Raw genomic sequence first — 20,052 nt, forward strand, 5'->3', positions numbered from 1 at the left:
CCGACGACCAGCAGGAGTGATTCGTGTGGATCGTGTCGCGCTGCGCGGCCTGAAGGCCCGTGGGCACCACGGCGTGTTCCCCCGGGAGCGCGAGGAGGGTCAGACCTTCATCGTGGACCTCGTCCTGAGCCTGGACACCCGGCCCGCGGCCGCCTCCGACGACCTCACGAAGACCGTGCACTACGGCGTCGTCGCGGAGGAAGTGGTCGACATCGTCCAGGGCGAGCCCGTCGACTTGATCGAGACCCTTGCCGAGCGGATCGCCCGGAACTGCCTCAAGCACGACGCGGTGCACGAAGTGGAGGTGACCGTCCACAAGCCGGACGCCCCCATCACCGTGCCCTTTGACGATGTGACGATCACTATTACGCGGAGCCGAGTATGAGCAGCAGCGACCCGACCGTGCAGCCGGTGCCCGCCTCCGTGGTGGAGCAGGTGGACGCGGCGGACGTGACCCTGAGCAACCCCAAACGAGCCGTGATCTCCCTGGGCAGCAACCTCGGCAACCGCCTGGAGACCCTCCAGGGCGCCATCGACGCCCTGGAGGACACGCCCGGTCTGCGGGTCAAGGCCGTCTCCCCGGTCTACGAGACGGAGCCGTGGGGCGTCGAGCCCGGCACCCAGCCCTCGTATTTCAATGCCGTCGTGCTCGTGAAGACCACCCTCCCGCCGGACTCCCTGCTTGAGCGCGGCCACGCCATCGAGGAGGCCTTCGAGCGCGTGCGGGACGAGCGCTGGGGCCCGCGCACCCTCGATGTCGACATCGTCGCCTACCAGGACGTCGTCTCCGCCGACCCCGTCCTGACCCTGCCGCACCCGCGCGCCCATGAGCGCGCCTTCGTCCTCGCTCCCTGGCACGATGTGGACCCGGAGGCCGTCGTCCCGGGCCGGGGCGCGGTCGTCGAGCTGCTCGCGACCGTCGGGCTGGCCGGCGTGCAGCCGCGGGTGGACCTGGAACTCCGGCTGCCCGAGTAGTCGTTGGATTTCTGAGAACGCGATCGAGATGAGGAGCGACGGCTCGGTGAGGCAACTGCGGATCGGGGTGCTGGCCGGGCTGTTCGCCGTGGCCGGCGTGCTCTCCTGGGCGGGCGCCCGGCTGTGGGACGCGGTCGGCACGCTTCCGCGGGTGCCGGTGGCCGCGCCCATCGTGCTCGCGGTCATCGCCGTCGTCCTCGCCGCCACGGCGCTCTCGCTCCGCGCCCGGTTGCGCGCGCAGCGCGAGCGGCGCCCCGGCGCGAAGGGCGTCGACCCGCTGGTCGCCGCCCGCGCGGTCGTCTTCGGCCAGGCCAGCGCGCTCGTCGCGGCCCTCGTGGCCGGCATGTACGGCGGCGTCGGCGTCTTTCTCGGCCTCGACGGCCTGGACGTCGCGGTCCGCCGCGACCAGGTGATCTACGCGGGCGCGTCGGTCGTCGCGGGCATCGCGGTGATCGCCGCGGCCTTCTTCCTGGAGCGCGTCTGCAAACTCCCGGAAGACGACGAGGACAGCCCCGGGGGCCCAGGCGCGGTCCGCGGCTGACCCAGTGCGGCACGGCCTCCGGCCGGGGCCGCGGGTTATGGGTGCCCGCACCCATAAATCCGCCGCAGCGGCGCTCAGCCCCCATGGACCTGACCGGCGGTGCCGTACGCGCCTCAGGCAGGATCGGCACCGCCGGGCACCAAGCACGTGATTGCGCGCCGTCGCGACGGAAGGAACGGGCCCGCCCCGCAGGGGCTACGCCCCCGGGATGCTTTCCAGCTCCACCTCGCCGCGCGCAGCGCCCCGCGCATCGGCGTCGATCGAGCGCCGCAGCGCCTCATGCAGCCGCGCCGGTGTCAGGACCCCGACGAAACGGTCCGCCGCGTCGCCGTCCAGGACCGCGATCCAGCCCGCGTCGTGCTGCAGCATCGTGCTGAAGGCCTGCTTGAGGGAGGCGCCGACGGGGAGCCACGCGTCCATGCGGCGGGCCCGGTCCCGGACCGTCCCGGTGCCGTCGGCGAGCGCGTCCGCGGAGACCCAGCCGTGCAGCCGGCCGGCGTCGCCCAGGACCACGGCCCAGCGGGCCCCGTCCGCGGCGAGCGCGGCCGCCGCCGCGGCGGCCGTGTCGTCCAGCCGGACCACCGGCGGCTGTTCGAGGTCACCCTCCTCGATGGGGGTGACGGACAGCCGCTTGAGCCCCCGGTCGGCCCCGACGAAGTCGGCGACGTACGGCGTGGCGGGCGCCCCCAGCACCGTGGCCGGGGCGTCGAACTGCTCGATGCGGCCCTGCCCGTAGACGGCGATGCGGTCGCCGAGCCGCACGGCCTCCTCGATGTCGTGCGTGACGAACAGCACCGTCTTGCGCACCTGCGACTGCAGCCGCAGGAACTCGCTCTGGAGCCGCTCCCGCACCACCGGGTCGACCGCGCCGAACGGCTCGTCCATGAGCAGCACGGGCGGGTCGGCCGCGAGGGCGCGGGCGACGCCCACCCGCTGCCGCTGGCCGCCGGAGAGCTGGTGCGGGTAGCGGGAGCCGTGGACGGCGGGGTCGAGCCCGACGAGGTCGAGCAGTTCGGCGGCGCGCTCCCGGGCCTTCTTGCGCTGCCAGCCCAGCAGGTGGGGGACGGTGGCGGTGTTCTCCAGCACCGTCTTGTGCGGGAAGAGGCCGACCTGCTGGATGACGTAGCCGATGCGGCGCCGCAGTTCGACGGGGTCGACGCCGGAGATGTCCTCGCCGTCGAGGAGGATCCGCCCCGCCGTGGGCTCGATGAGCCGGTTGACCATCTTCATCGTGGTCGTCTTGCCGCAGCCCGAGGGCCCCACGAGCGTGACGAGCTCGCCCTCCGCCACTTCGAAGGACAGGTCGTCCACGGCGGTCGTGCCGTCGGCGTAGCTCTTGGTGACGTGCTCGAAGCGGATCATGGTTCCCCATTCTGGCCGTACTCGCTGCGGACATTGTTGCCGTTGTGTGGCGGCCGGCTCGAATGTCAGTGCCCCGGGTTAGGGTCGCTGGTGACCGGAAAACCGTGGGTTCACGGCCAGGGGGAGGTGGGAGCGCATGGCGGAGCAGTCCTGTCTGATCAGCAATGACTGGATCTGCGGCGAATATCTGCGCACCCGGGGCCAGGAGTTGGCGGACGCCACGCTCCAGCACATCGGCATCACGCTCGCGTCGGTCGCCATCGGGCTGCTCGTGGCCTTCCCGCTCGCCCTGCTGGCCCGCAGGTGGCGCGCCGCGGCGGGCCCGGTCCTCGGCCTGACCACCGTGCTCTACACGGTGCCGTCGCTGGCGATGTTCTCGCTGCTGGTGCCGTTCTTCGGGCTGTCGGTGGCGGTGGTGGTCACGGGCCTGGTGCTCTATTCGCTGACGATCCTCGTGCGGAACATCCTGGCGGGGCTCGCGGCGGTGCCGGAGGAGACCAGAGAGGCCGCGCGCGGCATGGGCTACGGCCCGCTGCGGCTGCTCTTCGGCGTGGAACTGCCCCTGGCACTCCCGGCCCTGATGGCAGGACTGCGGATCACCACGGTGTCCACGATCTCGCTCACGACGGTCGGCGCGATCCTCCACTACGGCGGCCTGGGCAATCTCGTGTACGACGGCATGCACAGCTACTTCAAGGCGCAGGTGCTCACCGCGTCCGTGCTGTGCGTGGCGCTGGCCGTCGCGGCCGACCTCCTCCTGCTGCTCGTCCAGCGGCTGCTGACGCCGTGGACGCGGGCGGGCAGGACGGCGGGCCGCAAGGCCGTGAAGACGGCGGGCCGGCCGGCGGCCGAGGGGGCACTCTGATGGGCGTCATGGAGCGCACGTGGACCTGGCTGTCCACCGGTGCGCACTGGTCGGGCACGGACGGCGTGTGGCACCGGCTCGGTGAGCACCTCTTCCTGACCGTGGTGTGCCTGGCCCTGTCGTGCGCCATCGCCCTGCCGGTGGGCGTGCTGCTGGGCCACGTGGGCAAGGGCGGCGCCCTCGCGGTCAACATCTCCAACGCCGGCCGGGCCGTGCCCACGTTCGCGGTGCTGGTGCTGTTGCTGCTCAGCCCGCTGGGCACGCACGGCTCCTGGCCCACCGTCATCGCGCTGGTGCTGTTCGCGATACCCCCGCTGCTGACCAACGCCTACGTGGGCATGCGCGAGGTGGACCGCGATGTGGTGGAGGCGGCCCGCGGCATGGGAATGACGGGCCGTCAGCTCATGGCGCGCGTCGAGCTGCCGCTGGCGTTCCCGCTGATCGTGACGGGCGTCCGGACCGCCGCCGTGCAGGTCGTCGCCACGACCACGCTCGCCGCGCTGCCCGGTGGCGGCGGCCTGGGCCGCATCATCACGGCGGGCTTCCGGCTCACCGACACCGCCCAAGTGGTGGCCGGCGCCGTCCTGGTGGCGGGGCTCGCGCTGCTCGTCGAGGGCGTGCTGATGGCGGCGGAGCGCCTGCTCGACCCCGTGCGGCGGCGTACGGGAGCGGTGCCGGGGTAGGTGCGGCGCCGGTCAGCGAAGCGAGGGCGGCCGGAGAGCCGGGCGCCGGAACCGAAGGGCAGAATCTCCGATGTTTCCCATGAGCAGTACCCCGCGCCGGGCGCGGACCCCCCGTGTCCTGCAGGCGGCGGCCGCCGTCGCGGTCCTGACGGCGGGCCTCGCCGCCTGCGGCGGCGACAGCCTGGAGAAGTCGGGTTCCGGCGGAGCCGGCGGTTCGGCCGGGCCGGGGGAGAACTCCCTGGTCATCGGCTCGGCCGGGTTCACCGAGTCCAAGGTCCTCGCCGAGATATACGCGGGCCTGCTGAAGGACGCCGGATATTCCCCCACCATCAAGACGACCGAGGCCCGCGAGCTCTATGAACCGGAGCTGGAGAAGGGCCGGATCGACGTCGTCCCGGAGTATGCGGCGACGCTCGCCGAATTCCTGAACAAGAAGCAGAACGGCAAGGACGCTCCCGCCGTCGCGTCCGCCGACGCCGATGCCACGGTGAAGGCCCTGCGGAAACTCGCGGAGCCGCGCGGCCTCAAGGTGCTCGACGCGGGCCGCGCGGTCGATCAGAACGCCTTCGCGGTGACCTCGGAGTTCGCGGAGAAACACCAGCTCAAGACGCTTTCCGATCTTGGAAAGTCGGGGCAGGAGGTCAAGCTCGCGGCCGGTGACGAATGCCCGCAGCGGCCCTTCTGCCAGCCCGGCCTGGAGAAGACGTACGGCATCCGCGTCACGGGCATCGCACCGCTGGAGGTGGGCAGCGTCCAGGCCAAGCAGGCGGTCAAGGACGGCAAGGCCCAGATGCTCCTGACCACCACCACGGACGCCACTCTCGAACAGTTCGGGCTGGTCCTGCTCAAGGACGACAAGAAGCTCCAGAACTCCGACAACGTGCTGCCCGTGGTGAATGCACAGAAGGCCGGTTCGCAGAAGGTCGCGGACGCTCTCGCGAAGCTCACCCGGGTGTTGACCACGGAAGATCTCACCGAACTCAACAAGAAGGTGGATGCGCAGCGGCTCAAGCCCGCGGATGTCGCCGCGCAGTACCTCAAGGAGAAGGGGCTGCTGACGAAGTGAGAGGTGTAGGGGACAAGTAAGATCAAGGGAAGAGTTTCGTGGTGGAGTCACACTCCCGAGGCGACGCACGGTAAGTTTCAGGCCATGCCACGAGGACGCCACCGCCATTCGCCATCCCTGCACAGGCTTCTTCCCCCATCGACGGTCGCCGCGACATCGGTCGCCTGCGCCGCCGGTGCATGGGTGGTAGGTGAAACGGTCGTCATCCGGGGTCTCGCCGCGGCGGCTGCCGCCGCCGCGGTGGTCGGCGCCGTGCTGATGCGCCGTTGGGACCGCTCCGCCGGCAGGCGGGTCGCCCAGCTCACCGCCGCCCGCACCCGGGACGAGTGGAAGACCGAGGAGCGCATAGCCGAGCTGGAGACGGATCTGGAGGACACCCGGGCGGCCAAGGCCCGGGTGGAGTCCAAGCTCCGCGCCAAGCGTGCCGAGCTCGCCCGCCTCCGCACCGAGCACGCCGACCTGCTGCGCCGCTACGCCACCGCCGAGACCGAGCGGGCCAGCGCGCTGGAGGGCCGCCGCGTCGCTCAGAGCGGCAGGACCCGCGGCGCGCGCGAGCTGGAGTCCGGCGCGCCGCTCACGGTGCCCGGCCCGGCCGTCGACCCGGCCGCCTACCGCAAGGCCGCGGAGGCGCTGCGCAGCATGGCCGGCGGCGCGGCGGAGGAAGCTCCCGGCGCCGCTCTCAAGCCCGCTGCCGGGCCCGTGCCCGTACCTCGCCAGAAGCCCTTGACGGCGCCTCGGGCAGGGTCCGAGGCCGTGCCCCGGCCGCGGCCCGAGGCCCGCCGGGACTCCGCCGGGCGGCCGGCCGCGGCCGCCTCCGAGCCGGGCCCCGCCGCCGGCCCGTCGCCCGTCGCTCCCGTCGGCCCGTCGCCTGCTGCTGCCTCCGGCCCGGCCACCGAGGGCAAGGCGGCCGGCAAGCCCGCCGTGCCGGCGGCTCCCGCCCAGCGCCCCGCCTCCCGCACCACCGGCGGCTTCGACTTCTTCGGCACCCAGCGCACCGCCCCGGCCGCCCGGCCCGTCGAGGAGACGGACCTCGCGGACGTCGTCGGCGAGGAGGCGCTCGCCCAGGCGGAGGCCGAAGCCAAGGCCGAGGCCGAAACGGACGGCGAGGCGGCCGGTGACGACGTCATCGACCTGACCGCGCACGACGAGACCGAGCAGATAGACGTGGCCGAGCTGCGGACGGCCGTCTCGTAGACGGCACCGGGCCCGGCCCGCAGAAACGAAACCCCCGGTGAGCACTCACCGGGGGTTCCGCGCGTCTGCGGCCGGCTCACTGGTCCCGCCGGCCCGCTTCCCTGCTTGTTCTCTACTTGTCGATGTCGCCGACGACGAAGAACAGCGACCCCAGGATCGCCACCATGTCGGCGACCAGCGTCCCCGGCAGCAGCTCCGTCAGCGCCTGGATGTTGTTGAAGGAGGCGGAGCGCAGCTTCAGACGGTACGGGGTCTTCTCGCCCTTCGAGACCAGGTAGTAGCCGTTGAGGCCGAGCGGGTTCTCCGTCCACGCGTACGTCGCGCCCTCGGGGGCCTTCAGCACCTTCGGCAGCCGCTGGTTGATCGGCCCCGGCGGCAGCTCGGCGATCCGGTCGAGGCAGGCCTCCGCCAGCTCCAGCGCGTTGTGCGTCTGCTCCAGCAGGCACTCGAAGCGGGCCAGGCAGTCGCCCTCCTCGCGGGTGACGACCTTCAGCGTGTCCTGCAGCTCCCCGTACGCGAGGTAGGGCTCGTCGCGCCGCAGGTCGAAGTCGACGCCGGACGCGCGGGCGATGGGACCGCTCACCCCGTACGCGTGCACCGTCTCGCGCGCGAGGACCCCGACGCCGCGCGTCCGCCCCCGGAAGATCTCGTTGCCGAGGACGAGCCGGTCGTAGACGTCCATCCGGGAGCGGACCTGGGCCACGGCGTGCCGCGCGCGGCCGAGCCAGCCGGCCGGCAGGTCCTCCTTGAGGCCGCCGACGCGGTTGAACATGTAGTGCATCCGGCCGCCGGAGACCTCCTCCATCACCGTCTGGAGCTCCTCGCGCTCGTGGAAGGCGTGGAAGACGGGGGTGATGCCGCCGAGCTCCAGGGGGTAGGAGCCGAGGAACATGAGGTGGTTGAGGACCCGGTTCAGCTCGGCGAGGAGCGTACGGGTCCACACGGCGCGCTCGGGGACCTCCATGCCGAGCATCCGCTCCACGGCCAGGACGACGCCCAGCTCGTTGGAGAACGCCGACAGCCAGTCGTGGCGGTTGGCGAGCACGATGATCTGCCGGTAGTCGCGGGCCTCGAACAGCTTCTCCGCGCCGCGGTGCATGTAGCCGACGACCGGCTCGGCCTCCCGGACCCGCTCGCCGTCGAGGACGAGCCGCAGGCGCAGCACGCCGTGCGTGGACGGGTGCTGGGGTCCGATGTTGAGCACCATGTCGGTGCTCTCCGCCGCACCGCCGATGCCGACTGTCGTCTCCGTCATGGGGGTCATGGGGACAAGTCTGTCAGCCTTCTCCCCCGGACCCGTCCGGGGCACTGCCCGCCGGGTCCGGGAGCAGCCCGCGGCAGGCCCTGCCCACGGGCTGCACCAGCCAGCCGAAGGCCCCCAGCCCCGCCGGCGAGGTGAGCTCGGCGGCCTCGCCCGCCCGCCCCAGCGCCCGCACGTACGCGGCCGGATCGACCGAGGCCAGCGACAGCGGAGGGCGGCCGCCGTCCACACCGAGGGCGTGGAGCGCCTCGCGCTGGGTCAGCAGCGTGCTGCCCGGGCCCGCGCACGCGTCCATGGCGACGTGCGCGGTGATGTCGCACGAGCCGTCCGGCACCGGGCGCACCTCCCGGCCCTCCCGGAAGCCGGTCAGCGTGCCGAACGGCGGACGGCCGGCGCGCTCATGGGCGTAGTCGACGGCCACGGCGAGGCCCGCCCGCAGGCTGCCCACGGCCCGCGCCCAGGCGGCGTCGCGCGGCCGGCCGATCTCGGCGCGGGTGCCCGGGGGCGCGCCCTCGACGGGCCACCAGCGGGCCAGCCACGCGGCGTCCTCGCCCGCGACGGGGTCCCCGAGCATCTCCTCGCCGTCCTCCTGGACGAGCACTTGGCGCGCGACGCCCTCAGCGTCCGTCTCGGCGACGTCAACGGGCACGTTGTCGAGCCATTCGTTGGCGAACAGCAGGCCCTCGACGCCGTCCGGGACGTCACCCACCCAGGTGATGCGTTCGTCCAGCCCGGCCGGCCGGGCGGCGCGCTCGACGGCGTACGGGCGCAGCCGTGCGGCCACGTCCTGCGGCAGCTGCCCGAGGACGCCGGTGAGCAGTTCGCCGCGCCCCGCGCCGACGTCCGTGAACGCGAGCTCCGCCGGCTGTCCGAGCGCCTTGTCGACCCTGCACAGCAGTTCGGCGACGGCGCCGGCGTACAGCGGCGAGGCGTGGACGGAGGTACGGAAGTGCCCGGCGGGGCCTTCGGGTCGCCGGTAGAAGCCGCGCGGGCCGTAGAGCGCGGCCTCGGCCGCAGCGCGCCATGTTCTCGTTCCGCTTGCCATACGCACACGCTATGCGCCCGTCGCGAGCACACCGCCTCCACCTTGCGGAGTAGAAGGAGCGTTACCGGATCGATCGCCGGGCTGACCCCGGCACGTACGCGGCATGCCTACGCTGGGTGACGTGCACCGCCTCTACGACTTTCTCCGCAGGCACCCGACGGGTGTGGACAGCTTCTGGGCCTTCCTGCTGTTCGCGTTCACGGCGCTGGCCGCCACCGAGGAACACGGGGCCTCGACGCGGCAGACGGCCGTGCTCCTCGTCACGACGGTGACCCTCAGCGTGGTGGTCGCCCTGCGGCGGCGCGCCCCCGTGCAGATGCTCTTCCTGGCGATCGCCTCCGGCATCGCGCAGCTCGCGGGCGACGTCCAGGGGCAGCCCGCGGACCTCGCGATGCTCGCGATCGTCTACACGGTCGCGGCCGGCCCGGTCCGCTGGGCGTCGCGGGTCGCCCTGGTGGGCGGCCTGGCCGCGCCGGTGCTCTTCATCCTGCGCTGGCCGGCGGAGCCGGAGGGGCCGGGCAAGTCCCTCCTCTCGCTGGCCTTCCTGACCGCCCCCTTCCTCCTCGCCTGGGTGCTCGGCGACTCCATGCGGACCCGCCGCGCCTACTGGGCCCAGCTGGAGGAGCGCGCCGCCCAGCTGGAGAAGGACCGCGAGCAGCAGGCGCGGATGGCGGTGACCGCCGAGCGGGCGCGCATCGCCCGCGAGCTGCACGACGTCGTCGCGCACAACGTCTCGGTGATGGTCGTGCAGGCCGACGGCGCCGCGTACGTCCTCGACTCCTCGCCCGACCAGGCCAAGCAGGCCCTGGAGACGATCTCCGGCACGGGCCGCCAGGCGCTGGCCGAGATGCGCCGCCTGCTGGGCGTCCTGCGCACCGAGGAGGGCGGCGCCGAGGGCGGGGAGTACGTGCCGCAGCCCGACGTCGAGCAGATCGGCGATCTGGTCGAGCAGGTCCGGGGCGCGGGCCTGCCCGTGGAGTACGAGGTCGAGGGCGCGCCGCGGCCGCTGCCGAGCGGCGTGGAGCTGACCGCGTACCGCATCGTGCAGGAAGCCTTGACCAACACCCGTAAGCACGGCGGCCCGGAAGCCGGCGCGAGCGTCCGCCTCACCTACTTCGACGACGGGCTCGGCCTGCTGGTGGAGGACGACGGCCGGGGCGCGCAGCACGAGCTGTACGAGGCGGGCGGGGCGGACGGCAAGGGCCACGGCCTGATCGGCATGCGCGAGCGCGTCGGCATGGTCGGGGGCACCCTGGACGCGGGGCCGCGGCCGGGCGGCGGCTTCCGGATCAGTGTGCTGCTGCCGGTGAAGCCGGGCGGCCGCTGACGGTGAGCGCCTCGCTCCTCCTGAGCCCCTTGAGTTTCCTGAGCCGTTCGAGCTGCTTGAGCCGTTTGAGTCCCTTGAGTTCCTTCACATCCGTCCCCTTGAGGAAAGAGACCTCCGCATGTCCATCCGGGTGATGCTCGTAGACGACCAGGTACTGCTCCGTACCGGCTTCCGCATGGTGCTGGCGGCCCAGCCCGACATGGAGGTCGTCGCCGAGGCCGGGGACGGTGCGGAGGCCCTGGAGGTGCTGGCCGGCACGGAGGTGGACGTCGTCCTGATGGACGTCCGCATGCCGCGCCTGGACGGGGTGGAGGCGACGCGCCGCATCTGTGCGCAGGAGGACCCGCCGAAGGTGCTGATCCTGACCACGTTCGACCTCGACGAGTACGCGTTCTCGGCGCTGAAGGTCGGCGCGAGCGGGTTCATGCTCAAGGACGTGCCGCCGGCCGAGCTGCTGGGGGCCATCCGGGCCGTGCACAGCGGGGACGCGGTGGTCGCGCCGAGCACGACGCGGCGGCTGCTGGACCGTTTCACCCCGATGCTGCCGAGCACGAGCCACGAACCGGCCGGCGCGGAGCTGGGGCGGCTGACCGAGCGCGAGCGCGAGGTCATGCTGCTGGTGGCGCAGGGCCTGTCCAACGGGGAGATCGCGGCGCGGCTGGTGCTGTCCGAGGCCACGGTCAAGACGCACGTGGGGCGCATCCTCACCAAGCTGGGGCTGCGGGACCGCGTGCAGGTCGTCGTGCTCGCCTACGAGAGCGGGCTCGTCCGGGCCGGCGGCGGGGCGGCGCAGCAGCAGTAGCAGTAGCAGCAGTAGCCGTGCCGGCGGCGGGTTCCGCCGGCGGCGGGTCTCACGAGCTGACCGCTTCGCGCACCGCCGCCAGGAACTCCTCCGTGCGGGGGTGCGTGGCGTGCGCGGGGCTGGCCAGGTAGACCGCCGTGGCGGGGGCGTCCTCGACCGGGACGAAGCGGACCCCGGGGTGGCCGTGGCTCTGCCCGGTGCCCTCCGCGGCGAGGCCGAACGCGTCGCCCGTGGCGATGGTGTTCAGCCATGCGTCCACGTTGTGCACCTCGACGGTGCGGGAGGGGCGCTGCGCCGGGGGCCAGAGGTCCAGCGAGGCGGTGCCCGCCTCCGGCCACAACGCGAGGGGCAGGCCGGGCGCCTCGGTGAGCTCGGCGAGGCGCACCCGGGGCCGGGCGGCGAGGGGGTGGTCGTCGGGGAGGGCGGCGATGCGGTCCTCGGTGTAGAGGGTCTCGGTGCGGAGGCGCGGGTCGCGGGGGCGGATGCGGAGCACGGCCACGTCGGCGTCGCCCGTGGCCAGGCCCGCGGTGGGGTTGTCCTGGCGGACCACTTCGAGGGGCACCTGCGGGTGGGAGCGGCGCCACGAGCGGAGCAGGGGGACGGTCTGCTGCCCCAGGACCGCGCAGGTGTAGCCCAGGCGGAGGGGGCGGGAGACGGCCCTGGTGTCCGCGAGCGCGGCGTCCAGGTGGGCCAGGATGGCCCGGCCGTGCCCGAGCAGGGTCTCCCCGGCCGGGGTGAGGTCCAGGTGCCGGGACGAACGGTCGACCAGCCGCACCCCGACGCGGGCTTCTAGCTGCGCGAGCGTACGGGAGAGGGCGGGCTGCGTGACGTGCAGCCGGGCCGCGGCGGCGGTGACGGTGCCTTCGTCGGCGATGGCGGCCAGGGCTTTGAGGTGGCGCAGTTCCACATCCATGCGTGGGGAGCATAGCTGCTGCGCAGAAGGCATTTCCGGACGGTGGGGAGGAATCCGTAGCGTCGTTCTCGGTGGGGATGCGGCTCTCTCTTGTTCGTCCCTCCCTTTTTGTTCGTCTCTCCTTTTGGATGGTGTGCGGTGAGGATCCTTCTCGTAGGCGCGGGCGGAACGCTGGGCAGCGTGGTGCGGAAGGCGCTGGTGGAGCGCGGTCACGAGGTGATCGGCGTGGGCCGCAGCGGCGGGGACGTGCTCTGCGACGTCACCGACCCCGAGGCGGTCGGGCGGCTGTACGGGCAGGTGGAGGGGCTGGACGCGGTGGCGGTCGCGGCCGGCGCCGCGGTCTTCAAGCCGCTGGGCGAGCTGACGGCGGACGACTTCGCGGCGACGTTCCGGGGCAAGGCGCTCAGCCAGGTGGAACTGGTCCGCCAGGGGGCCCGCCACGTGGCCGCCACCGGGTCGTTCACGCTGATCAGCGGGGTGCTGACGGAGGAGCCGATCGTGGCGGGCGCGGCGGCTTCCGCGGCGAACGGGGCGGTGGAAGCGTTCGTACGGGCCGCTGCGATCGAGCTTCCGCCGCAGCGGATCAACGCGGTGAGCCCGACCGTGGTCGAGGAGTCGCTCCCCTCGTACGGCCCGTTCTTCCGGGGCATGGAGGCCGTCCCGGCGTCGCGGGTGGCGACGGCGTACGTCCGCTCGATCGAGGGCGCGCAGACGGGCCGGATCTACGGGGTCCGCTGACCTCCTGGCCCGCGGACCGCGGGGCCCGTTCCCGGGTGCGCGGGCCGTCCGCCATCTCGGGACCGCTATCTCAGGACCGTCTCCAGGAAGTCACTGCCCAGGCGGGCCACCACCGGCAAATCCAGCTGGTGGAGGACGTAGCGGCCGCGGCGGCGGGTGGTGAGGAGGCCGGCCTTCTTCATCACGGCTATGTGCCGGGACACCTCCGGCGGTGTCAGGCCGGAGCCCGACGCCAGCTCGCCCGTGGTGTGCGGGCCGCGGGCCAGCGTGCGGCAGAGGCGCATGCGGACCGGGTGCGCGAGGGCGTCCATGCGCTGCTGGACCAGCTGCAGGGCGGGCCCGCGGGGGAGCTCCGGCGCGGCGATCGGGTACTGGACCATCGGCCGCCAGCCGGGCCGGTGCAGCACGATCAGGTGCGGCCACCCGAAGGCGGTCGGGACGAACGCGATGCCGTCCTGGTCCACCGTCGCCCGCCCGTTCTGCAGCTTGTCGAAGACGATCCGCCTGCCGTCCTCCTCGACGGAGACGGCCGTGGAGACCGCGGCCATCGCCTCCGCGAGCCCGCGCCGCCGCAGCAGGTCCGCCTTGTGCCGGGCGTCGGAGGCGAGCTGCACCCGCACCCGCTGCCAGTTGTCGGCGAAGAACGCCTCGTTGCAGTCCTCCAGGAGCCGGCGCAGCCACGCCCGCAGGGCGGCGGGGTCCTCCAGCATCCGGTCGGTGAACTGCGCCTGGCGCGGCCCGCGCGCGGCGGACAGCTCGCGCACCAGCGCCCGCTGCCCCGCGTCGACGAGGGGCGAGGGGACCGGCCCTTCGTGGGCGGACCGGCAGGTGACCTCGAACGCCGCGGAGACGAACTTCTCGTCGTCCATGCGGTCGAGGTCGTCCAGGTCTTCGGCGAGCGTGGCCCGGGGGACGGCCGGCAGGAGCAGGTCGGAGCGCGCCGAGCGCCACAGGAAGTCGGCCTCGGTGAGCCGGTCGGCGAGGTCGGGCCGCAGTCCGGCGGCGGTGGCCGTGGCCCAGCCGTGCAGGCCCGGGTGGTGGCCGGGCTCCGCCAGGACGTGCAGCATCGCGCCGAGCTCGGCAAGCGGCGAGGGGCCGAAAACGATGCGCTCGGGCGGCAGCCCAGCGATGTCGATCTCCACGGTCATGTGCACATCCTGCCTCCCTCCCGAAGGGACCTGCCGTCACTTGACGGTCCTCGTCAATTGACGCGGCAGGGCGGCGTCCACCGGCGCACCGTGGAAGGCATGAACGCAGCTCAGCAGCACATGCTCGACCTCTACCGCTCCGCCCGGCTCGGCCACCCGGCCCCGCCCGCTCCCGGCACCGGGGACGTGGAGACCTTCCGCTCCTTCCGCACCTGGCTGGCCTTCCGGGCCGTGGTCGACGAGCGGGTCGCCGCCCGCCGCGCCCGCCGGTCGGCGCTGCTCCGCTTCCTCCTGCCGCGCACCCCCGTCCGCCCCGCCGCTCGTCCGTCCGCCGCCCGCCCCGCCGCCGTCCGCCCGTACCCGGCGCAGGAGAGCCCCTGCCCGCACCCGGCACAGGACGGCACCCCCCGCATCCCGGACACCTGCGGCCGCCCGGCCGAGTGCTGATCGCCCGAGGTCTGCAGGTTAGGTCCCACCGGCCGCGTCCGGCGGCCGTCAGCCGTCCGATCACTCGAACGCGCGGTCGAGTTATCCACAAGTCCCGCGTCGTCCACAGGCCTGGGGACGGCCGGGGACTGCCCCTCCCGGCTCACGTAGCATGACGGTGGAATCGTCCGGTACCCCCCGCGGACTGGAACGGAAGGCCATCGCCGCGTGAACGCACACACTCTCCCGGAGCACCCGAGCCCCCAGGACCGGCCCGCACGGCTCACCGTCGGCGTCGTCGGCGCGGGCCGTGTCGGCCCGGCGCTCGCCGCCGCGCTCCGGCTCGCCGGGCACCGTCCGGTCGCCGTCTCCGGGGTCTCCGACGCCTCGGTGCGCAGGGCAGCGGCCCTGCTGCCCGAGGTCCCGGTCGTCCCGCCCGCCGAGGTCCTCGCGCGCGCCGAGCTGGTCCTGCTCACCGTGCCCGACGACGCCCTGCCGGGCCTGGTCAGCGGCCTCGCCGAGACGGGCGCCGTGCGCCCGGGCCAGCTCCTCGTGCACACCTCGGGCCGGCACGGCACCGCCGTCCTCGACCCCGCCCGCCGGGCCGGGGCCCTCCCGCTCGCCCTGCACCCCGCGATGACCTTCACCGGCACCCCGGTCGACGTCGACCGCCTCGCCGGCTGCTCCTTCGGCGTCACCGCGCCCGAGGAGCTGCGGCTCGCCGCGGAGGCCCTGGTCATCGAGATGGGCGGCGAGCCCGAGTGGATAGCGGAAGAGGCCCGCCCGCTCTACCACGCGGCCCTCGCCCTCGGCGCGAACCACCTGGTCACCCTGGTCGCCCAGGCGATGGACCTGCTGCGGACGGCCGGCGTCGCGGCCCCCGACCGCATGCTCGGCCCGCTCCTCGGCGCCGCGCTCGACAACGTCCTGCGCAGCGGCGACGCGGCCCTGACCGGCCCCGTGGCCCGCGGCGACGCCGGCACGGTCGCCGCGCACGTCGCCGAGCTGCGCGCCCACGCACCCCAGGCCGTCGCCGGCTATCTGGCGATGGCCCGCACGACCGCCGACCGCGCCCTCGCGGCCGGCCTGCTCAAGCCCGAACTGGCCGAGGACCTGCTCGGCGTACTGTCCGACGGAGGACGGCCGTGACGCTTGCCGAGTGGCTGAAGGACCGGGACCGCGAGCCCGCCTTCGAGCTCGTACCCACCGTCGAGGATCTCGATTACCTCCTCGACCACTACGCGGTCCCCGGCCGCACCGCGGTCGTGATGACCATGGGCGCGCTCCACGAGGGCCACGCCACGCTCATACGCGCCGCGCGCGAGCGCGTCGGCCGCAAGGGCCTCGTGATCGCCACGGTCTTCGTCAACCCCCTGCAGTTCGGCGCGGGCGAGGACCTGGACCGCTATCCGCGCACGCTGGACGCCGACCTGGAGATCGCCGAGGCGGCGGGCGCGGACGCCGTCTTCGCCCCCTCCGCCGAGGAGGTGTACCCGGGCGGAGAGCCCCAGGTCCGCCTCACCGCGGGCCCCATGGGCGAGCGCCTGGAAGGCGCCTCCCGCCCCGGGCACTTCGACGGCATGCTCACGGTCGTGGCCAAGCTGCTCCACCTCACCCGCCCCGACCTGGCCTTCTTCGGCCAGAAGGACGCCCAGCAGCTCGCCCTGATCCGCCGCATGGTGCGCGACCTCAACTTCCGCACGGAGATCGTCGGCGTGCCGACCGTCCGGGAGACCGACGGCCTCGCCCTCTCCAGCCGCAACCGCTATCTGTCCGCCGCCGAGCGGAAGACGGCCCTCGCCCTGTCCCGCGCCCTGGCCGCGGCCGAGCGGGAGAAGGCCACCGCGCCGGCCGCCCTGGCCGCCGCCCGCGCCGTCCTGGACGAGGCCGCCCGGCTCGACCCCCCGCTGCACCTCGACTACGCGGCCCTCGTCGACCCCGCCGACTTCACCGACGTTCCCGGCGACTTCGCGGGCGAAGCCGTCCTGGCCGTCGCCGCCAAGGTCGGCACCACCCGCCTGATCGACAACGTCCCCCTGACCGTCGGAGCGCAGCGATGAACGGCATACGGCTCCACGCCCCCCGCCCCGGCTGGTCCGTCGACGCGGACGTCGTCGTCGTGGGCTCCGGCGTGGCCGGCCTGACCGTCGCCCTGCGCTGCGCCGCGGCCGGGGCCAAGGTCACCGTCGTCACCAAGGCCCTCCTGGACGACGGCTCCACCCGCTGGGCGCAGGGCGGCATCGCCGCGGCCCTCGGCGAGGGTGACACCCCCGCGCAGCACCTGGACGACACGCTCGTCGCGGGCGCCGGCCTGTGCGACGAGGAGGCCGTGCGCACCCTGGTCACCGAGGGTCCCGACGCGGTCCGCCGGCTCATCGCCACGGGCGCGCAGTTCGACACGGACGACGAGACCGGCGCGATCCTGCTGACCCGCGAGGGCGGCCACCACCGCCGCCGCATCGCCCACGCCGGCGGCGACGCCACCGGCGCCGAGATCTCCCGCGCCCTGGTCGAGGCCGTCCGCGCGGCCGGCATCGAGACCATCGAGCACGCCCTCGTCCTCGACCTCCTCAAGGACGCGGAGGGCCGCGCCGCCGGCGTCACCCTGCACGTGATGGGTGAGGGCGAGCGCGACGGCGTCGGCGCCGTCCGGGCCGGGGCCGTCGTCCTCGCCACCGGCGGCATGGGCCAGGTCTTCTCCGCGACGACGAACCCCGCGGTCTCCACCGGCGACGGCGTCGCCCTCGCCCTGCGGGCCGGGGCCGAGATCTCCGACCTGGAGTTCGTCCAGTTCCACCCCACGGTGCTGTGGCTCGGCCCGGACGCCGAGGGCCAGCAGCCGCTGGTGTCGGAAGCCGTGCGCGGCGAGGGCGCCCACCTCGTCGACGCGGACGGCCACCGCTTCATGGTGGGCCGCCACGAGCTCGCCGAGCTGGCCCCGCGCGACATCGTCGCCAAGGGCATCATGCGCCGCATGCAGGAGCTCGGCGCCGAGCACATGTACCTCGACGCCCGGCACTTCGGCGCCGAGATGTGGGAGCACCGCTTCCCCACGATCCTCGCCGCCTGCCGCGCGCACGGCATCGACCCGGTCACCGAGCCGATCCCGGTCGCGCCCGCCGCGCACTACGCCTCCGGCGGCGTCCGTACGGACCTGCTCGGCCGCTCCACCCTTCCGGGTCTCTACGCGTGCGGGGAGGTCGCCTGCACCGGCGTGCACGGCGCCAACCGCCTCGCGTCGAACTCGCTGCTGGAAGGCCTCGTCTTCGCCGAGCGCATCGCCGCGGACATCACGGCGGCCCTCGCGGCGGGCCCCCGGGAGCCGGGCGCGCCCCTGCAGCCGGCCACCGCCGGCACGGGCGTGCTCGCCGGTCCGAAGGCCCGGCCGGAGATCCAGCGCATCATGACCGAAGGCGCCGGAGTCCTGCGGTCCAGGAAGAGCCTCGAACGGGCGGCCGCGGAGCTGGCCCGCATCGACGAGGACGCCGCCACCGCGCTGGAGGCGCCCGGCACGGAGAGCTGGGAGGCAACCAACCTCCTGCTCGTCGCCCGCGTCCTCGTCGCCGCGGCCCTGCGCCGCGAGGAAACCCGCGGCTGCCACTGGCGCGAGGACGCCCCCGACCGGGACGATGCCTGGCGCCGCCACCTTCTGGTGGCCCTGCGCCCGGACCGTACGCTCGCGGTCTCCACCACCGAGACGGCGGCCTTCCCGCCCGTAGCGGCCCCGACGCCCCACCCGCCCACGACCGGCGCCGACCCGAGGAGCACCACGTGACCACCCCGAACGACCTCCCCCTCCACCAGATCGGCCAGGACATCCAGGTGAACCTGGAGTCGGCGACCGGCGGCTGCGGTGACGGCTGCGGCTGCGGCGAGACCTTCGCCGAGGACGTCATGGAGTGCGGGCTCGACCCCGACCTCGCCCGCCTGCTCGCCGACGCCGGCCTGGACCCGCTGCAGGTGGAGGACATCGCCCACCTCGCCATCGAGGAGGACCTCGACGGCGGCAAGGACGTCACCACCCTGGCCACCATCCCCGCCGACGCCGTCGCCACGGGTGACTTCACCGCCCGCGAGGACGGCACCGTCGCCGGCCTGCACGTCGCCGAGGCGATCCTCTCGGTCGTCTGCACCGAGGAGTTCGAGGTCGAGCGGCACGTCGAGGACGGCGACCGGGTGACCGCGGGCCAGAAGCTGCTCACGGTCCGCACCCGCACCCGCGACCTGCTCACCGCCGAGCGCAGCGCGCTCAACATCCTGTGCCGCCTGTCGGGCATCGCCACCGCGACCCGCGAGTGGGCCGACCTGCTGGACGGCACCAAGGCCGCCGTCCGCGACACCCGCAAGACCACGGTCGGCCTGCGCGCCCTGGAGAAGTACGCGGTCCGCTGCGGCGGCGGCGTCAACCACCGCATGTCCCTGTCGGACGCGGCCCTCATCAAGGACAACCACGTGGTCGCGGCCGGCGGCGTCGCCGAGGCCTTCAAGGCCGTGCGGGACTCCTTCCCCGGCCTGGCGATCGAGGTCGAGGTCGACCGGATCGACCAGATCCCGCCGGTCCTCGCCGAGGGCGCCGACCTGATCATGCTGGACAACTTCACCCCGGAGCAGACCCGCGAGGCCGTCGAGCTCGTCGCGGGCCGCGCGATGCTGGAGTCCTCCGGCCGGCTCACCCTCGTCAACGCCCACGCCTACGCCGAGACGGGCGTCGACTACCTGGCGGTCGGCGCGCTGACGCACTCCTCCCCGATCCTCGACATCGGCCTCGACCTGCGCGAGGGCGACGAGGACGGCGCCCGGGAGGAAACCGCCTGATGCTGCTCACCATCGATGTCGGCAACACCCATACGGTCCTCGGCCTGTTCGACGGCGAGGAGATCGTCGAGCACTGGCGGGTGTCGACCGACCCCCGCCGGACCGCCGACGAACTGGCCGTCCTGCTCCAGGGCCTGATGGGCATGCACCCGCTGCTCGGCGAGGAGCTCGGTGACGGCATCGACGGCATTGCCATCTGCTCCACGGTCCCGGCCGTCCTGCACGAGCTGCGCGAGGTCACCCGCCGCTATTACGGCGACGTGCCCGCGGTCCTGGTCGAGCCGGGCGTCAAGACCGGCGTGCCGATCCTGATGGACAACCCCAAGGAGGTCGGCGCCGACCGGATCGTCAACGCCGTCGCCGCCGTGGAGCTCTACGGCGGCCCGTGCATCGTCGTCGACTTCGGCACGGCCACCACCTTCGACGCGGTCAGCGCCCGCGGCGAGTACGCGGGCGGGGTGATCGCCCCGGGCATCGAGATCTCGGTGGAGGCGCTGGGCGTCAAGGGCGCGCAGCTCCGCAAGATCGAGCTGGCCCGCCCGCGCGGCGTCATCGGGAAGAACACGGTCGAGGCCATGCAGTCGGGCATCCTCTACGGCTTCGCCGGGCAGGTCGACGGTGTGGTCGAGCGGATGGCCCGTGAGCTCGCCGACGATCCGGACGACGTCACCGTCATCGCCACGGGCGGGCTGTCGCCCCTGGTGCTCGGCGAGGCGTCGGTCATCGACGAGCACGAGCCGTGGCTCACGCTGATCGGCCTGCGGCTGGTCTACGAGCGGAACGTCTCCCGCACGTAGGGACCGTCTCCCGCACGTCTTCCGCACGGAGGGAACGCCTCCCGCACGCAGCGGAACGCCTCCCGTGCCCGGCGTCCGGAAACGCTCGCCGCCC

Annotated in this window: 21 protein-coding genes; 16 read left to right on the forward strand and 5 right to left on the reverse strand. The window is 73.7% G+C overall.

Going from position 1 to position 20,052, the window contains the following annotated elements:
• Positions 1–25 precede the first annotated feature (25 nt).
• From folB to ACFZCD_RS08190, 3 genes are read left to right on the forward strand one after another with little or no spacing between them, the layout of a single operon-like run.
• Positions 26–385 (forward strand): dihydroneopterin aldolase, encoded by a 360-nt coding sequence (gene folB / locus ACFZCD_RS08180; RefSeq protein ID WP_391828946.1) that lies wholly within the window; start codon positions 26–28, stop codon positions 383–385.
• Positions 382–975, forward strand: a complete 594-nt coding sequence (gene folK, locus ACFZCD_RS08185; protein WP_391828947.1) for a 2-amino-4-hydroxy-6-hydroxymethyldihydropteridine diphosphokinase — start codon at positions 382–384, stop codon at positions 973–975. Before folB ends, folK begins: the two co-directional genes overlap by 4 nt.
• A 46-nt stretch (positions 976–1,021) precedes the next feature.
• Entirely contained in the window at positions 1,022–1,516 is a 495-nt protein-coding gene (locus ACFZCD_RS08190; protein ID WP_391828948.1) for a DUF3180 domain-containing protein, read from the forward strand.
• Positions 1,517–1,711: 195 nt separating this feature from the next.
• Here ACFZCD_RS08190 and ACFZCD_RS08195 read toward each other — a convergent pair whose 3' ends face one another.
• A complete protein-coding gene (locus ACFZCD_RS08195; RefSeq protein WP_391828949.1) occupies positions 1,712–2,878 on the reverse strand; it encodes an ABC transporter ATP-binding protein in 1,167 nt (388 codons plus the stop codon).
• A 136-nt stretch (positions 2,879–3,014) separates the two neighbouring features.
• Here ACFZCD_RS08195 and ACFZCD_RS08200 point away from each other — a divergent pair, with 136 nt between their 5' ends.
• The 4 genes from ACFZCD_RS08200 (at position 3,015) to ACFZCD_RS08215 (ending at position 6,686) form a co-directional block, all read left to right on the forward strand.
• Entirely contained in the window at positions 3,015–3,743 is a 729-nt protein-coding gene (locus tag ACFZCD_RS08200) for an ABC transporter permease (protein WP_391828950.1), read from the forward strand.
• Positions 3,743–4,426, forward strand: coding sequence for an ABC transporter permease (locus ACFZCD_RS08205; RefSeq protein ID WP_391828951.1), 684 nt, complete (start codon positions 3,743–3,745; stop codon positions 4,424–4,426). Before ACFZCD_RS08200 ends, ACFZCD_RS08205 begins: the two co-directional genes overlap by 1 nt.
• A 79-nt stretch (positions 4,427–4,505) precedes the next feature.
• Positions 4,506–5,492, forward strand: coding sequence for an ABC transporter substrate-binding protein (locus ACFZCD_RS08210; RefSeq protein WP_391828952.1), 987 nt, complete (start codon positions 4,506–4,508; stop codon positions 5,490–5,492).
• 183 nt (positions 5,493–5,675) lie between these two features.
• Entirely contained in the window at positions 5,676–6,686 is a 1,011-nt protein-coding gene (locus ACFZCD_RS08215; RefSeq protein ID WP_391828953.1) for a hypothetical protein, read from the forward strand.
• A 112-nt stretch (positions 6,687–6,798) separates the two neighbouring features.
• On the opposite strand, the gene ACFZCD_RS08220 is transcribed toward ACFZCD_RS08215, so the two are convergent.
• Both ACFZCD_RS08220 and ACFZCD_RS08225 read right to left on the reverse strand, forming a co-directional pair.
• A complete protein-coding gene (locus ACFZCD_RS08220; RefSeq protein WP_391829027.1) occupies positions 6,799–7,941 on the reverse strand; it encodes an NADH-quinone oxidoreductase subunit D in 1,143 nt (380 codons plus the stop codon).
• 22 nt (positions 7,942–7,963) lie between these two features.
• Positions 7,964–8,992, reverse strand: a complete 1,029-nt coding sequence (locus tag ACFZCD_RS08225) for an SAM-dependent methyltransferase (RefSeq protein ID WP_391828954.1) — start codon at positions 8,990–8,992, stop codon at positions 7,964–7,966.
• A gap of 121 nt (positions 8,993–9,113) precedes the next feature.
• On the opposite strand from ACFZCD_RS08225, the gene ACFZCD_RS08230 reads away from it, so the two are divergent.
• Together ACFZCD_RS08230 and ACFZCD_RS08235 are read left to right on the forward strand one after the other, a co-directional pair.
• Positions 9,114–10,319, forward strand: coding sequence for a sensor histidine kinase (locus tag ACFZCD_RS08230; protein ID WP_391829028.1), 1,206 nt, complete (start codon positions 9,114–9,116; stop codon positions 10,317–10,319).
• Positions 10,320–10,437: 118 nt separating this feature from the next.
• The gene (locus ACFZCD_RS08235; protein WP_391828955.1) at positions 10,438–11,121 is read left to right on the forward strand and encodes a response regulator; all 684 of its coding nucleotides are present in this window, start codon (positions 10,438–10,440) and stop codon (positions 11,119–11,121) included.
• Positions 11,122–11,170: 49 nt separating this feature from the next.
• Here the strand turns inward: ACFZCD_RS08235 and ACFZCD_RS08240 are convergent, their stop codons facing one another.
• On the reverse strand, positions 11,171–12,034 hold the full coding sequence (locus ACFZCD_RS08240; RefSeq protein WP_391828956.1) for a LysR family transcriptional regulator: 864 nt from the start codon (positions 12,032–12,034) through the stop codon (positions 11,171–11,173).
• A 138-nt stretch (positions 12,035–12,172) separates the two neighbouring features.
• On the opposite strand from ACFZCD_RS08240, the gene ACFZCD_RS08245 reads away from it, so the two are divergent.
• Entirely contained in the window at positions 12,173–12,772 is a 600-nt protein-coding gene (locus tag ACFZCD_RS08245; protein WP_391828957.1) for a short chain dehydrogenase, read from the forward strand.
• A gap of 65 nt (positions 12,773–12,837) precedes the next feature.
• On the opposite strand, the gene ACFZCD_RS08250 is transcribed toward ACFZCD_RS08245, so the two are convergent.
• Entirely contained in the window at positions 12,838–13,920 is a 1,083-nt protein-coding gene (locus tag ACFZCD_RS08250; protein WP_391828958.1) for a DUF5937 family protein, read from the reverse strand.
• Positions 13,921–14,019: 99 nt separating this feature from the next.
• Here ACFZCD_RS08250 and ACFZCD_RS08255 point away from each other — a divergent pair, with 99 nt between their 5' ends.
• From ACFZCD_RS08255 to ACFZCD_RS08280, 6 genes are all read left to right on the forward strand, one after another.
• A complete protein-coding gene (locus tag ACFZCD_RS08255) occupies positions 14,020–14,367 on the forward strand; it encodes a hypothetical protein (RefSeq protein WP_391828959.1) in 348 nt (115 codons plus the stop codon).
• A 207-nt stretch (positions 14,368–14,574) separates the two neighbouring features.
• Positions 14,575–15,495, forward strand: coding sequence for a Rossmann-like and DUF2520 domain-containing protein (locus ACFZCD_RS08260; RefSeq protein WP_391828960.1), 921 nt, complete (start codon positions 14,575–14,577; stop codon positions 15,493–15,495).
• The gene (gene panC, locus ACFZCD_RS08265) at positions 15,492–16,406 is read left to right on the forward strand and encodes a pantoate--beta-alanine ligase (protein WP_391828961.1); all 915 of its coding nucleotides are present in this window, start codon (positions 15,492–15,494) and stop codon (positions 16,404–16,406) included. The genes ACFZCD_RS08260 and panC overlap by 4 nt, the downstream gene beginning before the upstream one ends.
• Entirely contained in the window at positions 16,403–18,121 is a 1,719-nt protein-coding gene (locus ACFZCD_RS08270) for an L-aspartate oxidase (RefSeq protein WP_391828962.1), read from the forward strand. The genes panC and ACFZCD_RS08270 overlap by 4 nt, the downstream gene beginning before the upstream one ends.
• Positions 18,118–19,161 (forward strand): carboxylating nicotinate-nucleotide diphosphorylase, encoded by a 1,044-nt coding sequence (gene nadC / locus ACFZCD_RS08275; RefSeq protein ID WP_391828963.1) that lies wholly within the window; start codon positions 18,118–18,120, stop codon positions 19,159–19,161. Before ACFZCD_RS08270 ends, nadC begins: the two co-directional genes overlap by 4 nt.
• Positions 19,161–19,958 carry a type III pantothenate kinase gene (locus ACFZCD_RS08280; protein WP_356287499.1) on the forward strand — a complete coding sequence of 266 codons (798 nt, stop codon included), beginning with the start codon at positions 19,161–19,163 and terminating at the stop codon, positions 19,956–19,958. Before nadC ends, ACFZCD_RS08280 begins: the two co-directional genes overlap by 1 nt.
• The last annotated feature ends 94 nt before the right edge of the window (positions 19,959–20,052 follow it).

Source organism: Streptomyces sp. NPDC008001 (assembly GCF_042958085.1).
Taxonomy (GTDB): Bacteria; Actinomycetota; Actinomycetes; order Streptomycetales; family Streptomycetaceae; genus Streptomyces.